The 18,312-nt window shown below is 64.0% G+C and carries 12 protein-coding genes; 6 read left to right on the forward strand and 6 right to left on the reverse strand.

Annotated features, from left to right (window positions below; genetic code table 11):
* Positions 1 to 19: 19 nt before the first annotated feature.
* The 3 genes from A8V01_RS13545 to A8V01_RS13555 form a co-directional block, all read right to left on the reverse strand.
* Positions 20 to 4,570: a MupA/Atu3671 family FMN-dependent luciferase-like monooxygenase gene (locus A8V01_RS13545; RefSeq protein ID WP_245892517.1), complete on the reverse strand. Its 4,551-nt coding sequence runs from the start codon at positions 4,568 to 4,570 to the stop codon at positions 20 to 22.
* Positions 4,571 to 4,827: 257 nt separating this feature from the next.
* Positions 4,828 to 5,778: a glycosyltransferase family 2 protein gene (locus A8V01_RS13550; RefSeq protein WP_170065926.1), complete on the reverse strand. Its 951-nt coding sequence runs from the start codon at positions 5,776 to 5,778 to the stop codon at positions 4,828 to 4,830.
* Positions 5,751 to 6,953, reverse strand: coding sequence for a glycosyltransferase family 2 protein (locus A8V01_RS13555; RefSeq protein ID WP_103096373.1), 1,203 nt, complete (start codon positions 6,951 to 6,953; stop codon positions 5,751 to 5,753). Before A8V01_RS13555 ends, A8V01_RS13550 begins: the two co-directional genes overlap by 28 nt.
* A 288-nt stretch (positions 6,954 to 7,241) precedes the next feature.
* Here A8V01_RS13555 and A8V01_RS13560 point away from each other — a divergent pair, with 288 nt between their 5' ends.
* Entirely contained in the window at positions 7,242 to 8,618 is a 1,377-nt protein-coding gene (locus A8V01_RS13560) for an oligosaccharide flippase family protein (protein ID WP_103096374.1), read from the forward strand.
* Positions 8,619 to 8,656: 38 nt separating this feature from the next.
* On the forward strand, positions 8,657 to 9,817 hold the full coding sequence (locus tag A8V01_RS13565) for a glycosyltransferase (protein ID WP_170065927.1): 1,161 nt from the start codon (positions 8,657 to 8,659) through the stop codon (positions 9,815 to 9,817).
* Here A8V01_RS13565 and A8V01_RS13570 read toward each other — a convergent pair.
* The 3 genes from A8V01_RS13570 to A8V01_RS13580 are packed head-to-tail and all read right to left on the reverse strand — an operon-like array spanning position 9,814 to position 13,889.
* Positions 9,814 to 11,445: an O-antigen ligase family protein gene (locus A8V01_RS13570; RefSeq protein WP_245892525.1), complete on the reverse strand. Its 1,632-nt coding sequence runs from the start codon at positions 11,443 to 11,445 to the stop codon at positions 9,814 to 9,816. The genes A8V01_RS13565 and A8V01_RS13570 overlap by 4 nt on opposite strands.
* The gene (locus A8V01_RS13575; protein ID WP_103096376.1) at positions 11,442 to 12,977 is read right to left on the reverse strand and encodes a hypothetical protein; all 1,536 of its coding nucleotides are present in this window, start codon (positions 12,975 to 12,977) and stop codon (positions 11,442 to 11,444) included. The genes A8V01_RS13570 and A8V01_RS13575 overlap by 4 nt, the downstream gene beginning before the upstream one ends.
* A gap of 24 nt (positions 12,978 to 13,001) precedes the next feature.
* The gene (locus tag A8V01_RS13580) at positions 13,002 to 13,889 is read right to left on the reverse strand and encodes a WecB/TagA/CpsF family glycosyltransferase (protein WP_103096377.1); all 888 of its coding nucleotides are present in this window, start codon (positions 13,887 to 13,889) and stop codon (positions 13,002 to 13,004) included.
* Between the two features lie 272 nt (positions 13,890 to 14,161).
* Here A8V01_RS13580 and A8V01_RS13585 point away from each other — a divergent pair, with 272 nt between their 5' ends.
* Genes A8V01_RS13585 through A8V01_RS13600 form a run of 4 tightly spaced genes read left to right on the forward strand, consistent with a single transcriptional unit; the run spans position 14,162 to position 18,304 of the window.
* Positions 14,162 to 14,878 (forward strand): polysaccharide biosynthesis/export family protein, encoded by a 717-nt coding sequence (locus tag A8V01_RS13585; RefSeq protein WP_245892527.1) that lies wholly within the window; start codon positions 14,162 to 14,164, stop codon positions 14,876 to 14,878.
* Entirely contained in the window at positions 14,875 to 16,029 is a 1,155-nt protein-coding gene (locus A8V01_RS13590) for a hypothetical protein (RefSeq protein ID WP_245892528.1), read from the forward strand. Before A8V01_RS13585 ends, A8V01_RS13590 begins: the two co-directional genes overlap by 4 nt.
* Positions 16,026 to 17,519 carry a GumC family protein gene (locus A8V01_RS13595; RefSeq protein ID WP_103096379.1) on the forward strand — a complete coding sequence of 498 codons (1,494 nt, stop codon included), beginning with the start codon at positions 16,026 to 16,028 and terminating at the stop codon, positions 17,517 to 17,519. The genes A8V01_RS13590 and A8V01_RS13595 overlap by 4 nt, the downstream gene beginning before the upstream one ends.
* Positions 17,520 to 17,533: 14 nt before the next feature.
* Positions 17,534 to 18,304, forward strand: coding sequence for a CpsD/CapB family tyrosine-protein kinase (locus tag A8V01_RS13600; protein WP_103096380.1), 771 nt, complete (start codon positions 17,534 to 17,536; stop codon positions 18,302 to 18,304).
* The last annotated feature ends 8 nt before the right edge of the window (positions 18,305 to 18,312 follow it).

The following is an 18,312-nucleotide window of genomic DNA, read 5'->3' on the forward strand; positions in this document are numbered from 1 at the left end:
GCGAATGGAAAGCGGCCGGTCAGACCCTCACGCCGATGCGTGCGGTCGCGCGGCGGCTGCGGGCCTGATTGCGCGCCTCGGTCCTCAGCGCCGCACGGCCCTGTCCGGCAATCGCGGCGGCATCGTCCCGCCCGCCCGACAGGTGTGCGCCAAGTGCGGCGATGGTCGGGAAGCGGAAGATGTCGGTCAGCGCCACGGGCTGGCTCAGCTCCGCAGTCAGGCGGCGGTGGACCTGGATGGCCAGCAGGGAATGGCCACCGATGTCGAAGAAGTTGTCGGTCAGGCGCACTTGCGGCAGCTTGAGCACGTCGCACCAGATCGCCTGGATCTGCGCCTCAAGCCCGGTGGCCGGGGCGGCGCTTTCGTCCACGTTATCGATCACCACGCTGACCGCTTCCGGCAGCGCATTGCGGTCGATCTTGCCGTTGGGCGTGCGCGGCAGCGCGTCCAGCAGGACGAAATTGCCCGGCACCATGAAATCGGGCAGCCGTTCCCGCAAGTGGGCGCGCAAGTCCTCCACTGCCGGCGCGCCGGTGCGCGGGGCAAGGTAGGCGACAAGGCGAGTTGCCGCGGCGTCCTTGCGGGCGACGACGACCGCTTCGGTGACATCGGGGTGCGCGGTGAGCGCGGCTTCGATCTCGCCCAGTTCGATGCGGTAGCCGCGGATCTTCACCTGATGGTCAAGCCGCCCCAGGAACTCCAGCGTGCCGTCCGCGCGCTGGCGGGCAAGGTCGCCGGTGCGATAGACGCGCGCACCCGGAACGAAGGGATCGGCAACAAAGCGCTCGGCGGTCAGCTCGGGCCGGTCGTGATAGCCGCGCACCACCCCGGCGCCCCCGATGACGAGTTCGCCGGGCGTGCCCTGCCGCACCGGCTGTAGGCGGCGATCAAGGATGTAGATCTGCTGGTTGAGCAGCGGCCTGCCCAGCGGCGGCGCACCGCCTTCCTCAAGCGCATGGACGGCGGACCACACGGTCGTCTCGGTCGGCCCGTACATGTTCATGACGGTGCCGGAAACGAGCGCGGTCATGTCCGCGGCCAGCTGCGGCGGGAAAGCCTCGCCGCCGACCATGAGGTGCTGAAGCGCGGCCAGAGCGGGGCGCGCGGCGAGGTCGCTGGCAAGGACCTGAAGCAGTGATGGCGTGCACTGCAGATGCGTCACGCCATGGCGAGCCATAAGGTCGTGAAGGGGGCGCTCGGTGCTGTTGTGGTACCTTTGGGTGCCGTTAGGTGCCGATGCCGGTACAGGTGCCTGCGCGAGAGTGCGCAGCTGCGCAATTTGCGGAAGATGGTCTATAACTGTCTGTGAATCCACACCAAAATCGATCAGGCAGCCGATCTCATCGACGCCGAGCGCTGACAGCCGGCGAACCAGCGCAACGTTGTCCTCGGGTGTGCCGAACAGGCCGCTGGTTTCGAAGTAGCGCTCGAACGCATGGTCCAGCAGGGCGTCGGTCTCTTCCGCGCTCAGGTCGGAAAGTTCCAGTTTTTCCGCACCTTGCGGCGTCTTGAAGGCCGGAAAAGACCAGGCGTACTGCTTCAGCAGGTTGGTCGAGGTGCGCAGGTACTCGATCAACGCCGGCCTTACGGCCGCGCGAACGGCATCTTCGCTTTCTCCAAGAAAAGTGTGTAACATCAATGTGATGCGACCTTCCCCGGGATGCCCGGCCTCGTTCCAGGCGGCACGGTAGGCAGCGATCTTTTCCGCCACCTCCTCGATCGACTGCCCCAGCAGGTGCGTCAGCACGTTCGCGCCGATGCGCCCCGCTTCGCGGAAAGTATCTGAATTTCCAGCAGAAGTTATCCAGACGGGCAGCTCCGGCTGGACCGGGCGCGGGTAAGTGCGCACCGACACGTCATGCCCCAATGGCCCCGGATAGGCCCGCGCCTCGCCCCGCCACAGCCCCCTGACGTCCTCGACGCAGCGCTTGAGAACACCCGAACGGTCAGCATAACAATCTGGATTCAATACGAAATCATCAGGCTGCCAGCCCGCGGCAAAAGCAACTCCCACGCGCCCGCCGGACAAGTTATCGACCAGCGCCCACTCCTCCGCGATCCGCAACGGATGGTGCAACGTCCCCACCACGCTCCCGGCACGGATCTGAACCCGCGAAGTAATCGCCGCAATCGCCGCTGCGGCGACTGCGGGATTGGGGTAAGGCCCTCCAAAGTCATGGAAATGTCGCTCCGGCGTCCAGATCGCCTCAAGCCCTTCGGCATCGGCAAAGCGGGCGCCTTCCATCAGCAGGTGATACTGATCGGCAGCGCTCCCGGCGCTGGAACTGGCGAAATAGAACAGGCTGAAACCGACCGGACGGGCATCCGCAGGCGCGAATTCGGGCACATCGCCGCGCACCTCGCGTTCGCTGGCGATGACGACATGGTAGCCGTGCATCAAGGGCCACATCAACTCAAGCGTGGAAATGTCGAAGCTAAGACTGGTCACTGCCAGCCAGGTCCCGTCAAGCGCGATCTTGCGGTCCATTCCCGCGTAGAAATTCAACAGGTTACGGTGCTCTACCATAACCCCTTTGGGAAGCCCGGTCGAACCCGAGGTATAGATCATGTAGGCAAGGTTCGCGCCGCCCACGCCCCCGTCGAACGGGTCGGCCGAACAGTCGGAAAAGGCTTCGCGCATGGTATCGACATGCAGGATCGGCGCATCGGTAGGCGGCAATTCGCCAGCCAGTCCCGCCTCGCTCAATATCAGGCCAAGTCCCGAATCCGCGACCATATGCGCGATACGTTCGCGCGGATAGGACGGGTCCAGCGGCACGTAGGCACCGCCTGCCTTGTGGACCGCGACAAGACAGGCAAGCATCTCCACCGATCGCGACAAATGCAGGCCGACAAGAACTTCCGGCCCTACGCCACGGGCCGCAATGTCACGTGCGATGCGGTTCGATAGCCTGTCGAGTTCAGCGTAGGTCAGGGAGGTTCCCAAAGCCGTCACCGCCGGCCTGTCCGGCGTGCGCGCTGCCTGATCCACGAAATGGTGATACCACGCAGGCCCTGCGGGAACCGGCCCATTGGTGGCATTCCATGCGCCTACGATCCGGGCATGCTCCTGCGCCTCAAGCAGCGGAACGTGCCCGACCGGCGCATCCCCGCCATTTGCACACATTGCTTCGAAACCACGAATGAGATCTTCGGCATCGGCATGGGTGAGGCGGGTGGCATCGCAAGTCCAGCGCAGAACGCCTTCTGAGCCGCAGATAGCGATATCAAGCACCGCATCGCTCGGCCGCACTTCAGCACGGCGCTTCACCACCTGCACGCTCACCGGATGACCGAACCCGATCCGCCCGCGCAGTTCAGGACTGCGGGCCATGAGATCGGCGGAAATGGCAACACGACGGTGCAGGCCGGCCACTTCACGGTCCACAACGTCACGCAATGCAGCCATCGAGGCCCCGTAATCCACCGCAGCCTTGAGCGGCATCTCCGGAGCGAACCAGCCTGCGACGTCATCCAGCCGCGCGCGGCTGATGCAATCCGCGTAGCCGATCTCCACGCTATCACGATCTGCCGCACGGGCCAGCCAGCCAACGAGTGCGGCAAGCGCTTCGCCGTCCGCAAGCCCTTGAGGGATCTCGCGGTCGATCACGAACGATTGCGCAGGCCCGTCCCCGACACGAGGCTTGAACTGCGGCAGTTGCAGACTTTCACGCTGCTGCAAGCGCCGCCGCCACCATGCCTCATAGCGCCCCGCTGCGGCATCCAGGCAGTTCAATTGATCGCGGCGGTCAGGGTCAAGGGCGCAGAATCCCGCGACGCCGACCAACATTTCGCTCACCTCGGTTCCGGTCAGCACTTCGCCGGACAGCAGCGCGATACGATCCAATCGCAAGTCGTGATCGCCCGTGGCGACAACCGGCGTGGGGCCGGACACGAGGATCGTCCCCGGCTCGCGTCCGGACAGCGTGGGCAGCGGCGTGACCTGCTGCACAAGCAGGATGCGGTCACCAAGCAACGCCTTGGCCGCACCCATCGGGTTGGCATAAGGGCCGAAATCAAGCGCGCGCACCAGCGCCTTGATCTCTGCCGCAGAGCTGCTCCAGTCGATGGTTCCGGCTGCATGCGGGCGATCTGCGCGCCCGACAACGCGATCCGGCGCCCGATCTTGCGGGACCGCTGCTGCAATCGCGCCGTCCAGATCTGCGACAATCTGCTCGAAGCAGCGCAGCCCTGCCTCAAAGCAGCGGGTGTTGAGCGACAGCGCGCTTTCCTCCGCCGCGATTTCGAAACGCTCGCCGGCAAGGATCGCACCTTCATCGACCGCTCCGGTCATCAGATGCCAGGTGACGCCATGCCGTGAAGCGCCGCCCAGCAGAGCCCAGATCGGCGCGTTTAACCCCGCCAGCTCCGGAAGCGGGCCGTCATGGAAATTGATCGCCCCGCGCGATGCCAGGGCCAGCACTTCGGCAGGAAGCACGGCCAGGTTGGAAATGCTGAAGAGGTAATCGACGCGCGCAATCCCAGCGGTCAGCAATTCACGCGACTTTTCGAAAAGCGGGATCCCCGAACGGCGGGCCCATGCGGCTGCAGGAGAGGCGGGGTCAGCCACGACGGCTGCGATGCTGTGACCGCGGTCGAGGAGAAGGCTGCCGCATTCCGCCAGTAACGTCTCATTCCCGATCAGAATGCTTCTGTTTCCCGCCCTCATGCAATGGGCAGATTCGCCGCCAGATGCCATTTCATGCCCCACGATAGAATTATCTCTGAACTTGAGACAACATTACCGCACAATCGTCAGGATGAAATTTGATCAATTCTGATGGTATTTTTACCACGTGGCAATTCATTGACAATTTTATCTGAACACTACTTGTATTCAATCAAGCCGACAGGCATTCCGCCACGCTTTTTACGGACTCCAGCACGCCAATAGTCGATCTGCCCTTGCAGATGCGGCAGTTTGCCAAGGATCAGCCAAGTAGCCTGGAGGGCATCCTTGCGAACCCGGATACGCAGCCAGAGCATGGGCCAAAGCAGCCACATCGGCGGCAAGGCCCAGATGACGTTGCTCAGGACCATTCTTCGCAAATCGCGGCCCTCTTGCGGGTCCTGCGCACCGCGCATCGCCAGAGCCTCAGCCGTGGCATACCCACTGCGACGATTGCGCTGCCACCATTGTCCGAAGCGCAGCATAGCCGCGTCGTGAATGGTCATATCCCCGTCGATCCGGCGGATCAGCCAACCACGCCGCCGCATGCGGTAGCACATATCGGGTTCCTCGCCGGCGATCAGGGCTTCGTCATAGCCATCGATCTGCCGCAATGCCGCGACCCGGAACAGCGCGTCACCGCCCACACTGCGGGCAATGCCTACCGGCGTGTTCCATTCAGCCTCACACAGCCGGTTGTAACGGCTGGCGTCCGGGGCCCTTTCGCGCCGACGGCCGCAAACCGCAGCCAGCCTGTCATCGGCCAGCATCGCCGTGCAGCCTTTTTCCAGCCAGCCCGGCATAAGCTCACAGTCACCATCGATGAAATGAACCAGCTCCAGCAGCACGTCGTTGCGCAAATGCCAGTCTAGTCCCGCGTTTCGCGCCCGAGCGGCCGTGAAGGGGAGTGCCGGATCAAGCTCCACCACAGGCAGGCCCCGCCTCCTCGCGCGGGCCACGCTTCCGTCGCTCGAACCGGAATCGACGTACACCGCACGCTGACCGGTGCGCATGACGCTATCGATACACTGATCGAGCCGTGCCCCTTCATTCCGACCGATGATGACGAAGCCTACTCGCGTCACGGAAGGCGCTCTGTACGGGTCCATTCCCGCTGCCGGTCCGTTATGAACTGGACGATCAACGGCAGCTTCCAGGCGACATAGGCCGGCAGGTCGCGCAAGGACGAAGGCGGCAAAATTTCCCGCCCGCAGCGCCACCAGGCGCGAGCTACACCTACAGCCGCTGCGACTTGTACCGCCATCAGCGCCAGGAACGGTCCGCTCGGCCCCGCCAGCGCCAGCACGACGCAAAGCGCCGCAAACGAGCACAGCGCAAGCAGCACCGTGGGCGGCACCATGAGGTCGCATGCGACCAACGTCAGGGAAGGTCGCCGCACTGCACGCGCCAGAAGTCGGGGTACATAGCGCCAGGCCGTCTGCATCATGCCGTGCTCCCAGCGCCTTCGCTGGCCGCCGGTGCCCTCTATCGAACTGGAAGCGCTGAGGATTCGGGCATCCGGCGCAACTACTACCCTTTGGCCTGCAAGGAGAAGGTCAAGGCCCATCTCCAGATCTTCGACCAGCGAGCCGCCCCGCCAGCGCATCGCAAGGAACATCGTGCGTGGGAACGCCATGCCAGACCCGTGCAGCAAGGCAGCGCCAGACAGCCGCGCCAGCCCCTGCTGACGCACAAGGTTCTTGATGAGGAAGGCAAAGCCCGAAATGCGCACCACCGGCCCCGCATCAGGCGATGCGGCAAGCAGGAAGATGCCCTGAACCGCAGCATCGCACCGCGCTGCTTTGGCTGCCAGCGTCGGCAATGAACCGGGCAGCGCACGACAGTCTGCGTCGAATACGAGCACGGCGCGGACATCAGGGCGATGGGCAGCGATGAATGCCCGGCCATATTCAAGCGCATGGCCTTTTCCCCGCCGCTCAGCGTCGTGGCGTTCGATCACCGTGGCGCCAAGCCCTCGCGCCCGTGCAGCTGTATCGTCGGAGCAGTTGTCGGCCACCACCAGAAGTTCGTCATTGCTACGCAGTTGCGCGTGGGCAGCACGTATGGCCGCTTCGATGCCCGCCGCTTCATCATGCGCGGGCATGATGATGATGAAGGGCGGCACTTCGCCAACCTCTTTGCTTGCACGCTTGCGGGTGCCGGCAAGGCATTCAAGCGCCAGCATAGCCGTCGGCAGCCCTGCCACCGCCGCCGTGGCCCAGGCGAGCCCTTGAACCACCGCATCGGCTGTTACCGTCCGCCCGGCAAACCCGAGAAGCTCCATCCGATCCCCCCAATGCGCACACGCGCAGCGCCATTTCGTCCAACGCAAGGATAGGCAGCACACCGAAGGCCCGGCAGACGTGAAACTCCCTTGGAAGTTCTCATGATCGACACCACGGGGGCACCGCTCATAGACTTGCGCGCAGGGCTTCCCGCCAATTGCCAGGGAGAATTGCTGCATGCTTATGGGGCTGTGCTCATACCCTCCGCCGGCTCACCATGCTGCCGGAAGTATCTTCGGAAGTATCAGGAAAGGGCGAGAATTTCTGGCAACGGCGCGCGGATCGCAATGACCGCACAGACTTCCGGCGCTGGATTGCCACTACTTCGCCCCGGCCTCCTCGCCCGCCTTCGTGGAGCTGTCCTGAGGGACACCAATGTGGTCGTGGCGTCGGTGGTCGCCACCAACCTCCTGCGCGCAGCAAGCAGCATGATCCTGACGCGACTGCTTGCGCCGGAAGTATTCGGCATCTCGGGCGTCATTGCATCGCTGCAAATAACGATCACTCTGGTCAGCGACTTCGGATTCCAGGGTTTCGTCGTTCGGCAGCAGGACGGCGACCGGAAACGCTTTCTCGACACAGTCTGGACCGTCGCGGTACTGCGTTCCATCGTGCTGACGGCGACGATGGCGATACTGGCTGTTCCGCTGTCTCATGTTCTGGGCAGGCCCGAACTCGCGCCACTGATCGCATCCAGCTCGCTGCTGTTCCTGGTGGACGGCGTGGCTTCGACCAGCATGATCACCGCCTTGCGCAGCCGCCGCATCATCACGCTGTCTAGCGTCGAACTCTTCGCGCTGACCATGCAGATCGCGGCAAGCGCGCTGCTGGCATGGTCATGGCCAAGCTACTGGGCGATCCTTGGCGGGATGTTCATCGGCACCGGGCTGAAGTCCGCGCTGAGCTTCGTGGTGTTTCCCGATGCACGCCGGGCCTTCGCGCTGGAGCGCGAAACCCTGAGCGCGCTCTGGGCATTTTCTCGGTACGTGACAGGGTCCAGCATCATCTACCTTCTGGTTACCCAGTGCGACAAGCTGGTGCTCGCCCGGTTCATGCCTCTCGACCAGTTCGGGTTCTACGTGCTGGCCGGCAATCTTGCATCCGCACCGCTGGCCTTCGCTGGCAATTACACCGGGCGCGTGCTGCTGCCCGCCTACGCGGCCCTGTGGCGCGAAAAGGTGTCCGACATGCGGGCGCAGTTCTATGCACGACGCCGCCTGCCATCGTTGCTCTATGCCTTCGCAACCGGCGGCATCATCGGCAGCGCGCCGCTCATCATCGGCATATTCTATCACTCCACTTATGCCGACACGGCATTCTACATGCGGGTTCTGTGCATATCCTCGCTGCTGGCCATGCCTTCCAACGCCGCTAACGAGAGCCTGATGGCGACCGGCCGGGTGAGCGCCTACTTCGAGGCTAACCTCGCCAAGCTGGCCTGGCTGGCGACGATGGGAACGGCAGGATATCTGCTGTTCGGCCAGATCGGACTGATCTTCGCCGTAGGTTCGATCGAGGCATCCGCACTGGGCTGGAAATGGATGCGGCTACATCAGGTCAGGTTGCTCGACCTGCCGCAAGAGGCACTGTTCATGGCCGCCGGAATCGGCGGGATTGCCCTTGGCGCGGGTGCCGACCTGATCCTCGCGCCGCTCCTGACATGACCGTCGCAATACCGGCTTGCAGAACAGAAGGAGAGATCATGCCCACCTTGCTGCTCAGCGTCCCGGCCCCGGTAAAGATTTGTCAGGACGGCTATCATCTGGACACCAAGTTCGTGGCGGGCATGCAGGCACACGTCGCCGACTGGGGAAGCGATGTGCGCTGCGTCATGTGGGACAGCGGGGACAGCATCCCTTTCGGCCAAATCTATCGTGCCAGTGAACTGAACTTTGATCTCATCGTGCTGGACCGCAACGCTGCGATGCCCCCTGAGGTTCTGGAAGGCGTATCCATCGCGCTTGTTTCTGCGGACATGCCCGGATTTGGAGCGATCTGCCGAAGCATCGCCGCAGCGAGGATACCCTACGTCGTGGGGGCGGAATATACGCTGGATACCCGCCTGAGAACCGTCTGGCTGGAGCGGCACATCTCGTTTCTGCGCAAGGTCCGCCGCAGTCTGTGGCTGCTGCGGAACGAGCGTCGGATAAGGACCGGCATCAAGTCGGCCGCCAGCGCGCAATTCAACGGCTACCCGGCTTTCGACAGTTATGCGGAGCTTGTCATCGGCCCGCACATCTATCTGGACAACCGTATGAGCGCCGAAATGATGGCCTCGCCGGCAGAGATGGTCACGCGTTCGGAACGCCTGCTATCGGGAAGAGCGCTGAGGCTGATCCATTCGGGCCGTCTGGAACCAATGAAAGGCAGTCAGGATCTGCTTCAGGTGATGCGTGAACTGTCCGCACTGGGCGTTCGGGCTACCCTCGACATATACGGCACCGGAAGTCTCGAAGCGCAGATCCGCTCTGCCCTGGGCGAATTCGACGGAGCCGTGCGGCTTCATGCGCCGGTCGATTTCAGGACGGAGCTGGTTCCTGTCAGTCGTACTCAGGCTGACATATTCCTGTCCTGCCACCGCCAGTCCGATCCATCGTGCAGCTACCTCGAAGCGATGGGCTGCGGCCTCGCCATCGCCGGGTACCGCAACCGAATGTGGGAGCAACTGAGCAAGGAGGCGCAGTGCGGCGTGGCGGTCCCCCTTGGTTCCACCAGATCCTTGGCGAAAGCGATTGCGCGATGGGACCGCCACCGCCAGGCGATCGTGGACAGCGCCCAGGCTGGGCTCAGCTTTGCCATGACCCATGACTTTGAACGCGAGTTTGCTGGCAGAATGGCGCACTTGCGCAGCCTGGTCGTCTAGGCCGATGCGATGCCTGCGTGAGCAGGCGTGCGCGAACGCGGCAGCGGCGTGGAGAGGCGTGCCTGCCCGGCCGGCGTTCTTGCCCATGCCCTGCCGATCGCGCGGATCGCGGCCGCAAAGCCCATGAAGCCGACAGTCAGGTAAGCCATACGGGTAGCGAAGAACGTGAAAAACAGTGTTGCGCTGAGCGCCGCAAGACTGCTGAAAACGAACGCGGCAGGCACGGCCGTTGCCGCTGCGACCTCTGCGCGGCGCCGGCGCCAAAGGTACATCAACGGCACCACAAGGTTCCACACGAACACCACAAGGCCGATCACACCCGACACCAACGCGAACCACAGATACGTGTTCACATAATCGATGATGCCCTCCCCCTGCCGCATGTCCTCCAGCCGGATTTCCAGTGCAGTTCTGGAAAAGCCGATGATCGGACTGTCTACCAGTTCCTCAATCCCGCGATCGAAGAGCGCTCGGCGATAGTCAGCAGTCTCGCTGGCCTGCCCTGACAAGCCGAGGGAGTCGGAGAACGAAGGATATATGCTTGCTGCCGCAAGGATCATCGTCAGCGCCGTCACCGTTGGCGCGACCTTGCGTACCAGCGCGCTCCAGCGCCCCAGGAACATGTCCGCCAGCAACACCGCCAGCGCCAGAGCCACCCAGGCGTTGCGGGACTGGGGCGCCGAAACGCCCAGGAACATGCCGAGACAGAGCAGGCGATGCTGCATCCGGGTCCTGAAGTCGTCGCGGATCAGCCACAAGGCCAGCAGGCACAGTGCCATGACCAGCGCGATCGAGGTCGGTTCGTTGAACGGACCACCGGGACGCATGAAGACGCCACGCACCTTCACGGCAAGCAGCTTGGGCACGTCATAGTGCCAGTACAGTTCGTTGTAGATCGGCCAGTTCTGCCACATTTCGAACACCAGAACGCCTGAAAGGGCGATCCCGGAACACGCGAACCAACGCATCGCCGACCGCATCGAAGCCACATCCCTCAATCCCCGACTGAGGATGTAGTAAGGCATGGCAAAGTCGAACCCGATGTTGATCGTCGTGCGCAGGACGTGCGTGACGCTCGTTTCGCGGGCGGAGGCAAAGATCATGACCATGAGGAGCAGCCCGACCCGCCAGTCGTCTCCCCTTGCGATCCTTGGCGCGCGCCCGGTTCTGGCCCCATTTATGGCTCCGCGCGTGCCGCTCACCATCATGATCGCCGCCACTGCCCCCAGCGCAAGCATGTCATGCACGCCAATGTCGAACAGCTTGGTCCCCGCCAGTTCGACCGACTGATCCAGGTTGGGCAGCAGCAGCAGGCTATGCAGGTAGATGCCCACAATCTGTTCGGGGCGGCTTGAGAAGACCGGCACCCACATCAGCATGACGAAGTACAGCATCCACACATTCGGAAGCAGCCAGGCTACGGCGGGCATGAAGAAGGTGATGAGCAGCGCCCGCACCGCCATATCCTGCCGCAGCGATGGCTGCATGCAACGCACGAAGCACAGCACGGCCGCGGTGCTTGCGCAGGCGCCGTAGAAGGCCGGCTTGGCAGTGACGAAAAGAGCAGCGGCAGTGCCAAGCATTCCCAGCAGGACAAGCGGGATGGAGGACGAAGTCTGTCGGTTCAACGGCTGGCCTCCAGGAAGCGATGCACGGCCTGATATTTCGGCGCCTGCGCTATCGGCTGCCCGCCATACTCGCGCAGCCCCCAGGCCCCGTATTCGGAAATCGGCGCGGTCGATGCATAAAGCATCAGCGTATCGCCGAAACGGTCGCGCCAGGCGGTCAGGTAGCGCGCATAGACCGCGCCCATGCGCGGATCGCGCTGCACCGCACGCGCCAGTGCAAGGTCGGCCGTGACGAGGTGCTGCCCGGCTTCGTAAGTGATGTAGCGCTTGCCATATTGCGCCGCGATCGTGCGTTGCTGAGCCGCCATGTCGAGCGCATTATCGATCGCTCCGGGCATGGCTGCGAAGACGAGATCCGCGTCGCCGGACCTGTAGCCCTGCATATCCATCCACACATAGGGCGCGGTGGCCAGGGCATCGACCCAGTCAGCGGTATCGCCAAAGCCCAGGATCATGCGGGCGAAATCGGGATTGGCGTTCTGCGTGGCGGCGATCCGGACCAATGAACCAGGCCCGTCGGCATACACCTCTGTCCAAATCCGCATCGCCTCGGTCACACGCTGGGCATAGCGCTCCATCGCCGCCCGCGTCGGGTTGCCGTTGCCAAGCCCCCGCGCCAATCCCTCGCGCTTTGCATCCTTGGTTGCCTCGAACATGTCGTTCCAGACTTCGTTGCCCACTTCGACATAGACGCGCCTATCGGGATCAAGCCGTTGACGAACCAACTGCGCGAAGCTGCGGATATAGGCCGCATCGGCATGATAGGGCATCGTGAACCAGGCATCGGCGCCGGTCATGTTGGCCAGATCCACCATGTCCTCCACCGATGCACCGCCGGGGCCGGACTGCGATGCGAAGTCCGGCCGGGTCCGCTGGCCCCATGAAAGGCGGGCGTTGTCGTTGGTCCGCTGCCAATCCATGAAACGCAGCACCGCAAAGCCAGAGACGAAGCTCACAAACTCGGGATCGAAGCGCTCGGCCGCCTTTGTATCGGCCTTGCGGCAATCGATGCCGCGCACGGGATCACGCGGATCGGTCCGTGTCAGCTCGATCCAGGCCATCTCATCGGTCCTGCCGGTCGGCGACAGGACAAGGTCAAGTCTGTGAGGCCCACGTCCCGTCACCCTCGCCACACCGTCCGCCTCCAACGTGCCGCTGCCAAGGAACGTGCAGCGCACGCGAACGGGATGGAACGGAGCTGCCGGCAGGACCAGCAATCGCGTTGCGCTTTGCCCCGGCTCCAGTCGCCTGATCCATCCGGTCTCATCCATCTGGGCTGCAGGCATAGGGCTCCACCCTTTCCCGCGTGACTGGAACCATTCGCTCTGCGCGATCATGTTCGCGAAGACCTGCTGCCGGTTGTACCAGTGCAGGGTGAAGAGATTGATGCCCACCGTGGTCCCGGGGACTGGAGCCGCCCGGAACGATCGCAGCTCCGTCCCCCCTGCCGCCTGCCACACTCCCCCAAAGTGCAGCAGCGCCGACAGGGAAACGGCTCCTCCCGCCAGCAGAGCCAGCATCATCCGCTTCATGATACGCCCCCGATCATGTCGCGCCTACGCGTTCAGCGGCGTTCGCGCCGGGATCGGCGCGCGGCTGTTGCGCCACATCTGGTGGATGCGGAAGATCTGCGGTCCCTCGATCAGATAGCGCCGCCAGAGCCGCTGCGGATTGGAGCAAAGCCGGAAAGCCCATTCCATCGACATCTGCTGGATCATGACCGGCGCGCGCTCCTGCTCTCCCGACAGGAATTCAAGGCTGGCACCGACGCAAAAGCCGATGCCCTGCGCGCCGCGCGCTCTGAAGACGCGCCGTGCGATGATCTCCTGCTGCGGAGAGCCGACCGCAAGAAACGAATAGCGCGCCTTTGCCTCGACCACGAAACGGACCGCCCGCGCCACTTCGCGAGGGTCGTTGATGAAGCCCATCGGCGGATTGTAATGGCGCACATCACGCAGGCCGTAGAGCGTCTTCAGCCGCGCCACGGTGCCATCGCTGCCGCCAAGGATCGCAACGGTATCGTCCGGCGCTATACCCTGTTCGAACAGGCGCAGCGTCAGGTCGCTACCCGTGACCACGGGCAAGCTGCGTCCATCACCGCGCGCCAGACGGGCAAGGATGCGGCTGTCGCACAAAGTCATCCATGCGTCCCGATAGGCAGGCCACAAGTCCGAACGGCGCCGCAGCAACCGCACGACATGATCGACATTGGGCGTCACGATGTAAGTGAACGGCGCCGATGCAGGCCGCTGGCACACCACCGCCATCGCCGCAGGCAGATCAATCGGCGTGAAATCGAGATCAAGGAACTCGACCTCATACGGATGCGCGGCCCGGTGTCCTGCATCAAGGTCGGCGAGGGCGTCCAGCGGCAAGCCCAGTTCGGGCACCAGCTGAGGCATCGCTATTTCGTGGCCGGCAAGGTTCAGGTGTTCAAGCGACATGGCATGTGCCTCCCCGCTCGCGATCATGCAACCAGCCGATGCCCCGGTCTTCCCGGCCAACTGAGGGCAAGGAATACCCATCCGAAAAATCGCCCGGCCTTTCTCCCCCCCTTCTTCTGTCCAGGGAAATTCCTGCAGGTAGTGCGCGATGAACCGATGCGGCTTTCTCCCCACGGATAAGGCGGGGCTCCAATGCAGGAGTTTTCGGCAAGCGTCACATGGGGTTAGCCTTTTCGACAGACCGCCATTCGATGTCGGCCGAGGGGGTAGACATGCTTCATCCGAACGATACGAGCCGGTCGCGTCCAGCGCGCCGGTCAACCCAGGCCGTCACGGCGGCCATCCTGTTGATCACCACAGGCTTCCCGGCCCAACCCGCTGCCGCGCAAAGCCGGGCCGGCAATCTTGCCGCTCCGGCAACGGCGCCGGTCGTATCCGGTGCGCAATCGGTAGCCACGATGCCCGATGCCGCCGCGGCCACGCGCTACACCGTGCGGGCGGGCGATCAGCTTGACGTCTTCGTCTGGGGCGAAGAGCGCATGCAGCGCCAGGTGCTGGTCCAGCCGGACGGCACTTTCGCATTTCCCCTGGCCGGCACGATCCGCGCCGATGGCCGCAACATCACGGATATCGCCGACGAAATCCGCGGCCGCATTGCGCTCAACTATACCAGCGCGCCACCGGACGTGACCGTAACCGTGCGCGAAACGGACGGCACGCGCTTCTACGTTCTGGGCAAAGTGCGCACTCCGGGCAGCTTCACCAGCGGATCGGCCCCAAACATTCTTCAAGCGCTGAGCATGGCCGGCGGCACCGCCGAGTTCGCCGACACAGGCAATGCGGTGATCCTGCGTCAGACCCGCGGCGGGCAGATCGTAGAACGCATCAAGCTGAGCAATCTGCTGAAAGGCGCACGTTCGCTCAATCCCGGCGCGCTGGGCACGCCGTTGCCGACGCTCCAGAGCGGCGACGTCCTGCTGGTCCCGTGACGGCGGCGCATCGTGGGCCCCTGTTCCTTCTCGCCACCGTCCCAACAACGCTGGCACTCGTCCCGGCCAGTCCAGCCGCGCAGGAACAGCCGCCCCGTATCGAGTTCGACATGACGGTGCTGTCCGGACGCAACCCGTTCCTTACCACCGACGACCGCGCCATGACTTCTGCTGCGGAAGTTTCGGCGCGGGGCGAGGCGGCGCTGCCGGTAGACGCCAGAACCACAATCGATCTCGACGGCAAGCTGGCCTATCGCCGCTACAGCCGCCGCTATGGTTCGTTCGTTACCGGCCATGCCAGGGGAGCGCTGGACTATCGCGGAAGCGAACGCATCGCCCTGCGTACAGAAGCCTCCTTCGAGCGGCAGCTGCCACTGGAAGGCAGCAACAGCACGATCGATGCTGCGATCGATCCGATCAGTCTGCAGGACCGTATCGAGCTTAAGCAGGACATACGATGGCGCCCTGATCCGTACCTAACAATAACGGGAGAGGCCGCCTGGAGCCGACTGGCACCGCGTGGATCGATGCTGCTGATCCGAACCGACGCGACCAGCTTCGGATTGAGCGTGGAACGCAGAATTTCCCCGTCAAGCTGGGTTGGCCTGTCGGGAATGGCCACGTTCAGCAAATCTGCCAACCGGTCTGAAGCGGACTCCGGGATCGTCATGCTCAAGATGGGAACGCGCCTCGCCCGGAACCTGTCTACGCAGGTCGAGGCCGGACTTTCCAGGATCGAGCGGCGCGAGCCCGCCAGACCGAACGACAACGGACCGGCACAGCTGACGGCTACGATGTCGCTCTGCTACGATCCGCGCCGGTTGCGCATGTGCCTGTCAGGCCGGATAAGCCCGTCAGTCACCAGCTTTGGCGGTATCCAGCGCGAAAAGGTCCTGACCGCGACCTTCGATTTCCAGACAGGCGAACGCGGCATGCTGCGCGCCAGCGGCGAATATCGGTCGGTCCCAAGCCCCATATTCGGATCTGACGCGAAGATTACGCGGCTGTCCACGACTTACGAACACCGGCTTGACAGCCGGTTCCGCCTTCACGTCGGTGCGGACTATGACCGCCGCACCGGCATGTCCAGCCAGACGCAAAGCTCATGGACCATCCGGGCAGGCGTCACCATCCGGATACCCAGCCGATGAACAGCACGCCACAAGCATCCGCACCATCCGCAACCCAGCCCACGCCGATCACCAGCGATGACGATGCGCTGGGCATCTATCCGGTGGAGATTCTGGCAATGCTGCGCCGTCGCTGGCGCTGGCTGATCGCCCCGACCCTGCTGGGCGCAGCCGGCGCCATCGTGGCGGTCGTGATGCGCGAACCGGTTTACCGTTCCAGCGCGACCCTGCTGATAGATTCCCCGCAGATCCCGCCCAGCCTGATCTCCTCACCGCTCACAGAAGTGGCAGACGAGCGCATCGCCAAGATCCGACAGCAGATCGTAAGCCGCGACAGCCTTACCCGGCTGATAGAGGCTAACGGGCTCTATCCGCGCGAACGCGCCGCGATAGACTATCCCAAGCTGCTGGAAATCATGCGCACGAAGATCGGGGTCAATCTGGTCGCCGCCAACCAGGCCCAGGGCCGGGGAGGCACCATCGCGTTCAATCTCTCATTCGATTACCGCAACGCCCGCACCGCGCAGGCCGTGACCGAGCAGTTGACGAAGATGTTCCTCGTCGAAGACAAGCGCTTCCGCACCGAACAGGCAACCGGAACCGCCGCCTTCCTCGCCAAGCGTTCCGACGAACTGCGCCGCCAGTTGCGCGATCTGGCAGAAAAGCGCCGCAGCGTGGAAGCACGCTATGCCGGCGCCCTGCCGACCGATGTGGCGCTCAGTTCACAATCCAGCTCTGCAATGCGCGCCGAGATTTCGCGCACGGATGCCGAGACGCAAGGGCTGGTGCAGCAGTCCGCTCTGCTCGCCGCGCGCCAGCAGGAACTGGAGCGCACGCCGCCCGGCATCGAGGCTCTGCATCGAGCGGAGGAGCGCCTTGCCACGCTGCTCTCCACCCATTCCGAGACATTTCCCGACGTCATCGCGGCACGAGCCGAAGTGGCGCGGCAACGCGCGATGATCCGCCAGGAACCTGCCCGCGGCGCAACGCTGATCGAAACGGAAATCAGTGCGGGACGTGAACGCATCGCCACCCTTGCCGCGCGGCGCGCCGAACTGGTCCACACGATGTCGGAACTCGACCGCAGGGTCGCGCAGGCACCGCAGTCTGCCTACGAATTGAATACGATCGAGCGCGAATACGACAACATCAAGCGGCAGTATGACTCGCTGCGGGAAAAGCAGCTCGACGCGCAAGTCGCCGCCAACCTCCAGACCGAGGACAAGGGCGAGCGGTTCACCGTGGTCGATCCGCCCAATCTGCCATTGCATCCGATGGGGCAGAAGGGCTGGATCATCGTCCTGATGGGCATCGCCGCCGGGTTCGTCTTCGGGCTTGTCATCGTGATTGCCCGCGAACTGCTGACCGGCACCATCCACGGCACCCAGAGCCTGCGCCGCGCCGTACCGGCCCCGCTGTTCGGAGCCATCGCCACCCGCCGCGCGCCGACACTCCTCGACCGGCTCATCCGCCGACTGCCGGGCCGTGCGCCGGCCTACTCGCCAATCTGACCGGGAGCAGCGCCATGAACGCTGAAGTACAATTCAATCCGCAAGGGGCCGTAGAAGCCCAAGCCGTCGCCGGTATCAGCTTCACCCCCGAAGCCCGGCGTCTTGCAGACAACAACATCGTCGGGCTGGCACCGCCCAGTAACGAACTGCGGCCCTTCACGATGATCCGCGCCGCGCTGCTCGATCATGCCCGCGCTACCGGCACGCGCGTGTTCGCCGTGACTTCGGCTGATCCCGGCAACGGCAAGACGCACGTGACCGCGAACCTGGCGATGGCGATGGCACGGATACATCCCACGGTCCTCGTCGAACTGGACCTGCGGCGCCCCGCGCTGGGCGAGCGGCTGGGCCTGCCGGGCGACTACGCCGGGGTGGAGGACTATCTTGCAGGGGAATGCCCGTGGAGTGCCACGCGGGCATGCATCGAAGGGCTTGATCTAACGGTCCACCGGGTACGCCGGCCCCGTCTCGACGCCGAAGTCCTGTTGGCCGGCGACGCGCTGCCCCTTGCGCTGCACAATCTTCAGGCGACACAGAGCGGCACCATCTGCCTCATCGACACCCCGCCAGCGATTCTCAGCGACGATCTCGCCCTGATCGCGCGCAACGTCGACGGCATCCTCGTGGTGGCCGAAGAAGGGCGCACCGCGAAGGCCGCGCTGCAGGATATCGCGCATACCGTAAGCCCGACCCCGATCATCGGCACGGTGCTAAACCGGTCGATCTCCCAAACCGCGCGCAGAATCGACTACGGTTATTACCAGAGCGGCTACCAGCCTGCCTGATCCACCCT

It is taken from the genome of Novosphingobium guangzhouense, from assembly GCF_002896965.1.
Lineage (GTDB): Bacteria > Pseudomonadota > Alphaproteobacteria > Sphingomonadales > Sphingomonadaceae > Novosphingobium > Novosphingobium guangzhouense.

Excerpts from the sequence above, each read along its gene's own strand:
- A8V01_RS13550 (WP_170065926.1), bottom strand. The coding sequence starts at position 5,778 with ATGGACCCGTACAGAGCGCCTTCCGTGACGCGAGTAGGCTTCGTCATC.
- A8V01_RS13585 (WP_245892527.1), top strand. The coding sequence starts at position 14,162 with ATGCTTCATCCGAACGATACGAGCCGGTCGCGTCCAGCGCGCCGGTCA.
- A8V01_RS13565 (WP_170065927.1), top strand. The coding sequence starts at position 8,657 with ATGCCCACCTTGCTGCTCAGCGTCCCGGCCCCGGTAAAGATTTGTCAG.
- A8V01_RS13600 (WP_103096380.1), top strand. The coding sequence starts at position 17,534 with ATGAACGCTGAAGTACAATTCAATCCGCAAGGGGCCGTAGAAGCCCAA.
- A8V01_RS13580 (WP_103096377.1), bottom strand. The coding sequence starts at position 13,889 with ATGTCGCTTGAACACCTGAACCTTGCCGGCCACGAAATAGCGATGCCT.
- A8V01_RS13560 (WP_103096374.1), top strand. The coding sequence starts at position 7,242 with ATGACCGCACAGACTTCCGGCGCTGGATTGCCACTACTTCGCCCCGGC.
- A8V01_RS13595 (WP_103096379.1), top strand. The coding sequence starts at position 16,026 with ATGAACAGCACGCCACAAGCATCCGCACCATCCGCAACCCAGCCCACG.
- A8V01_RS13555 (WP_103096373.1), bottom strand. The coding sequence starts at position 6,953 with ATGGAGCTTCTCGGGTTTGCCGGGCGGACGGTAACAGCCGATGCGGTG.
- A8V01_RS13575 (WP_103096376.1), bottom strand. The coding sequence starts at position 12,977 with ATGAAGCGGATGATGCTGGCTCTGCTGGCGGGAGGAGCCGTTTCCCTG.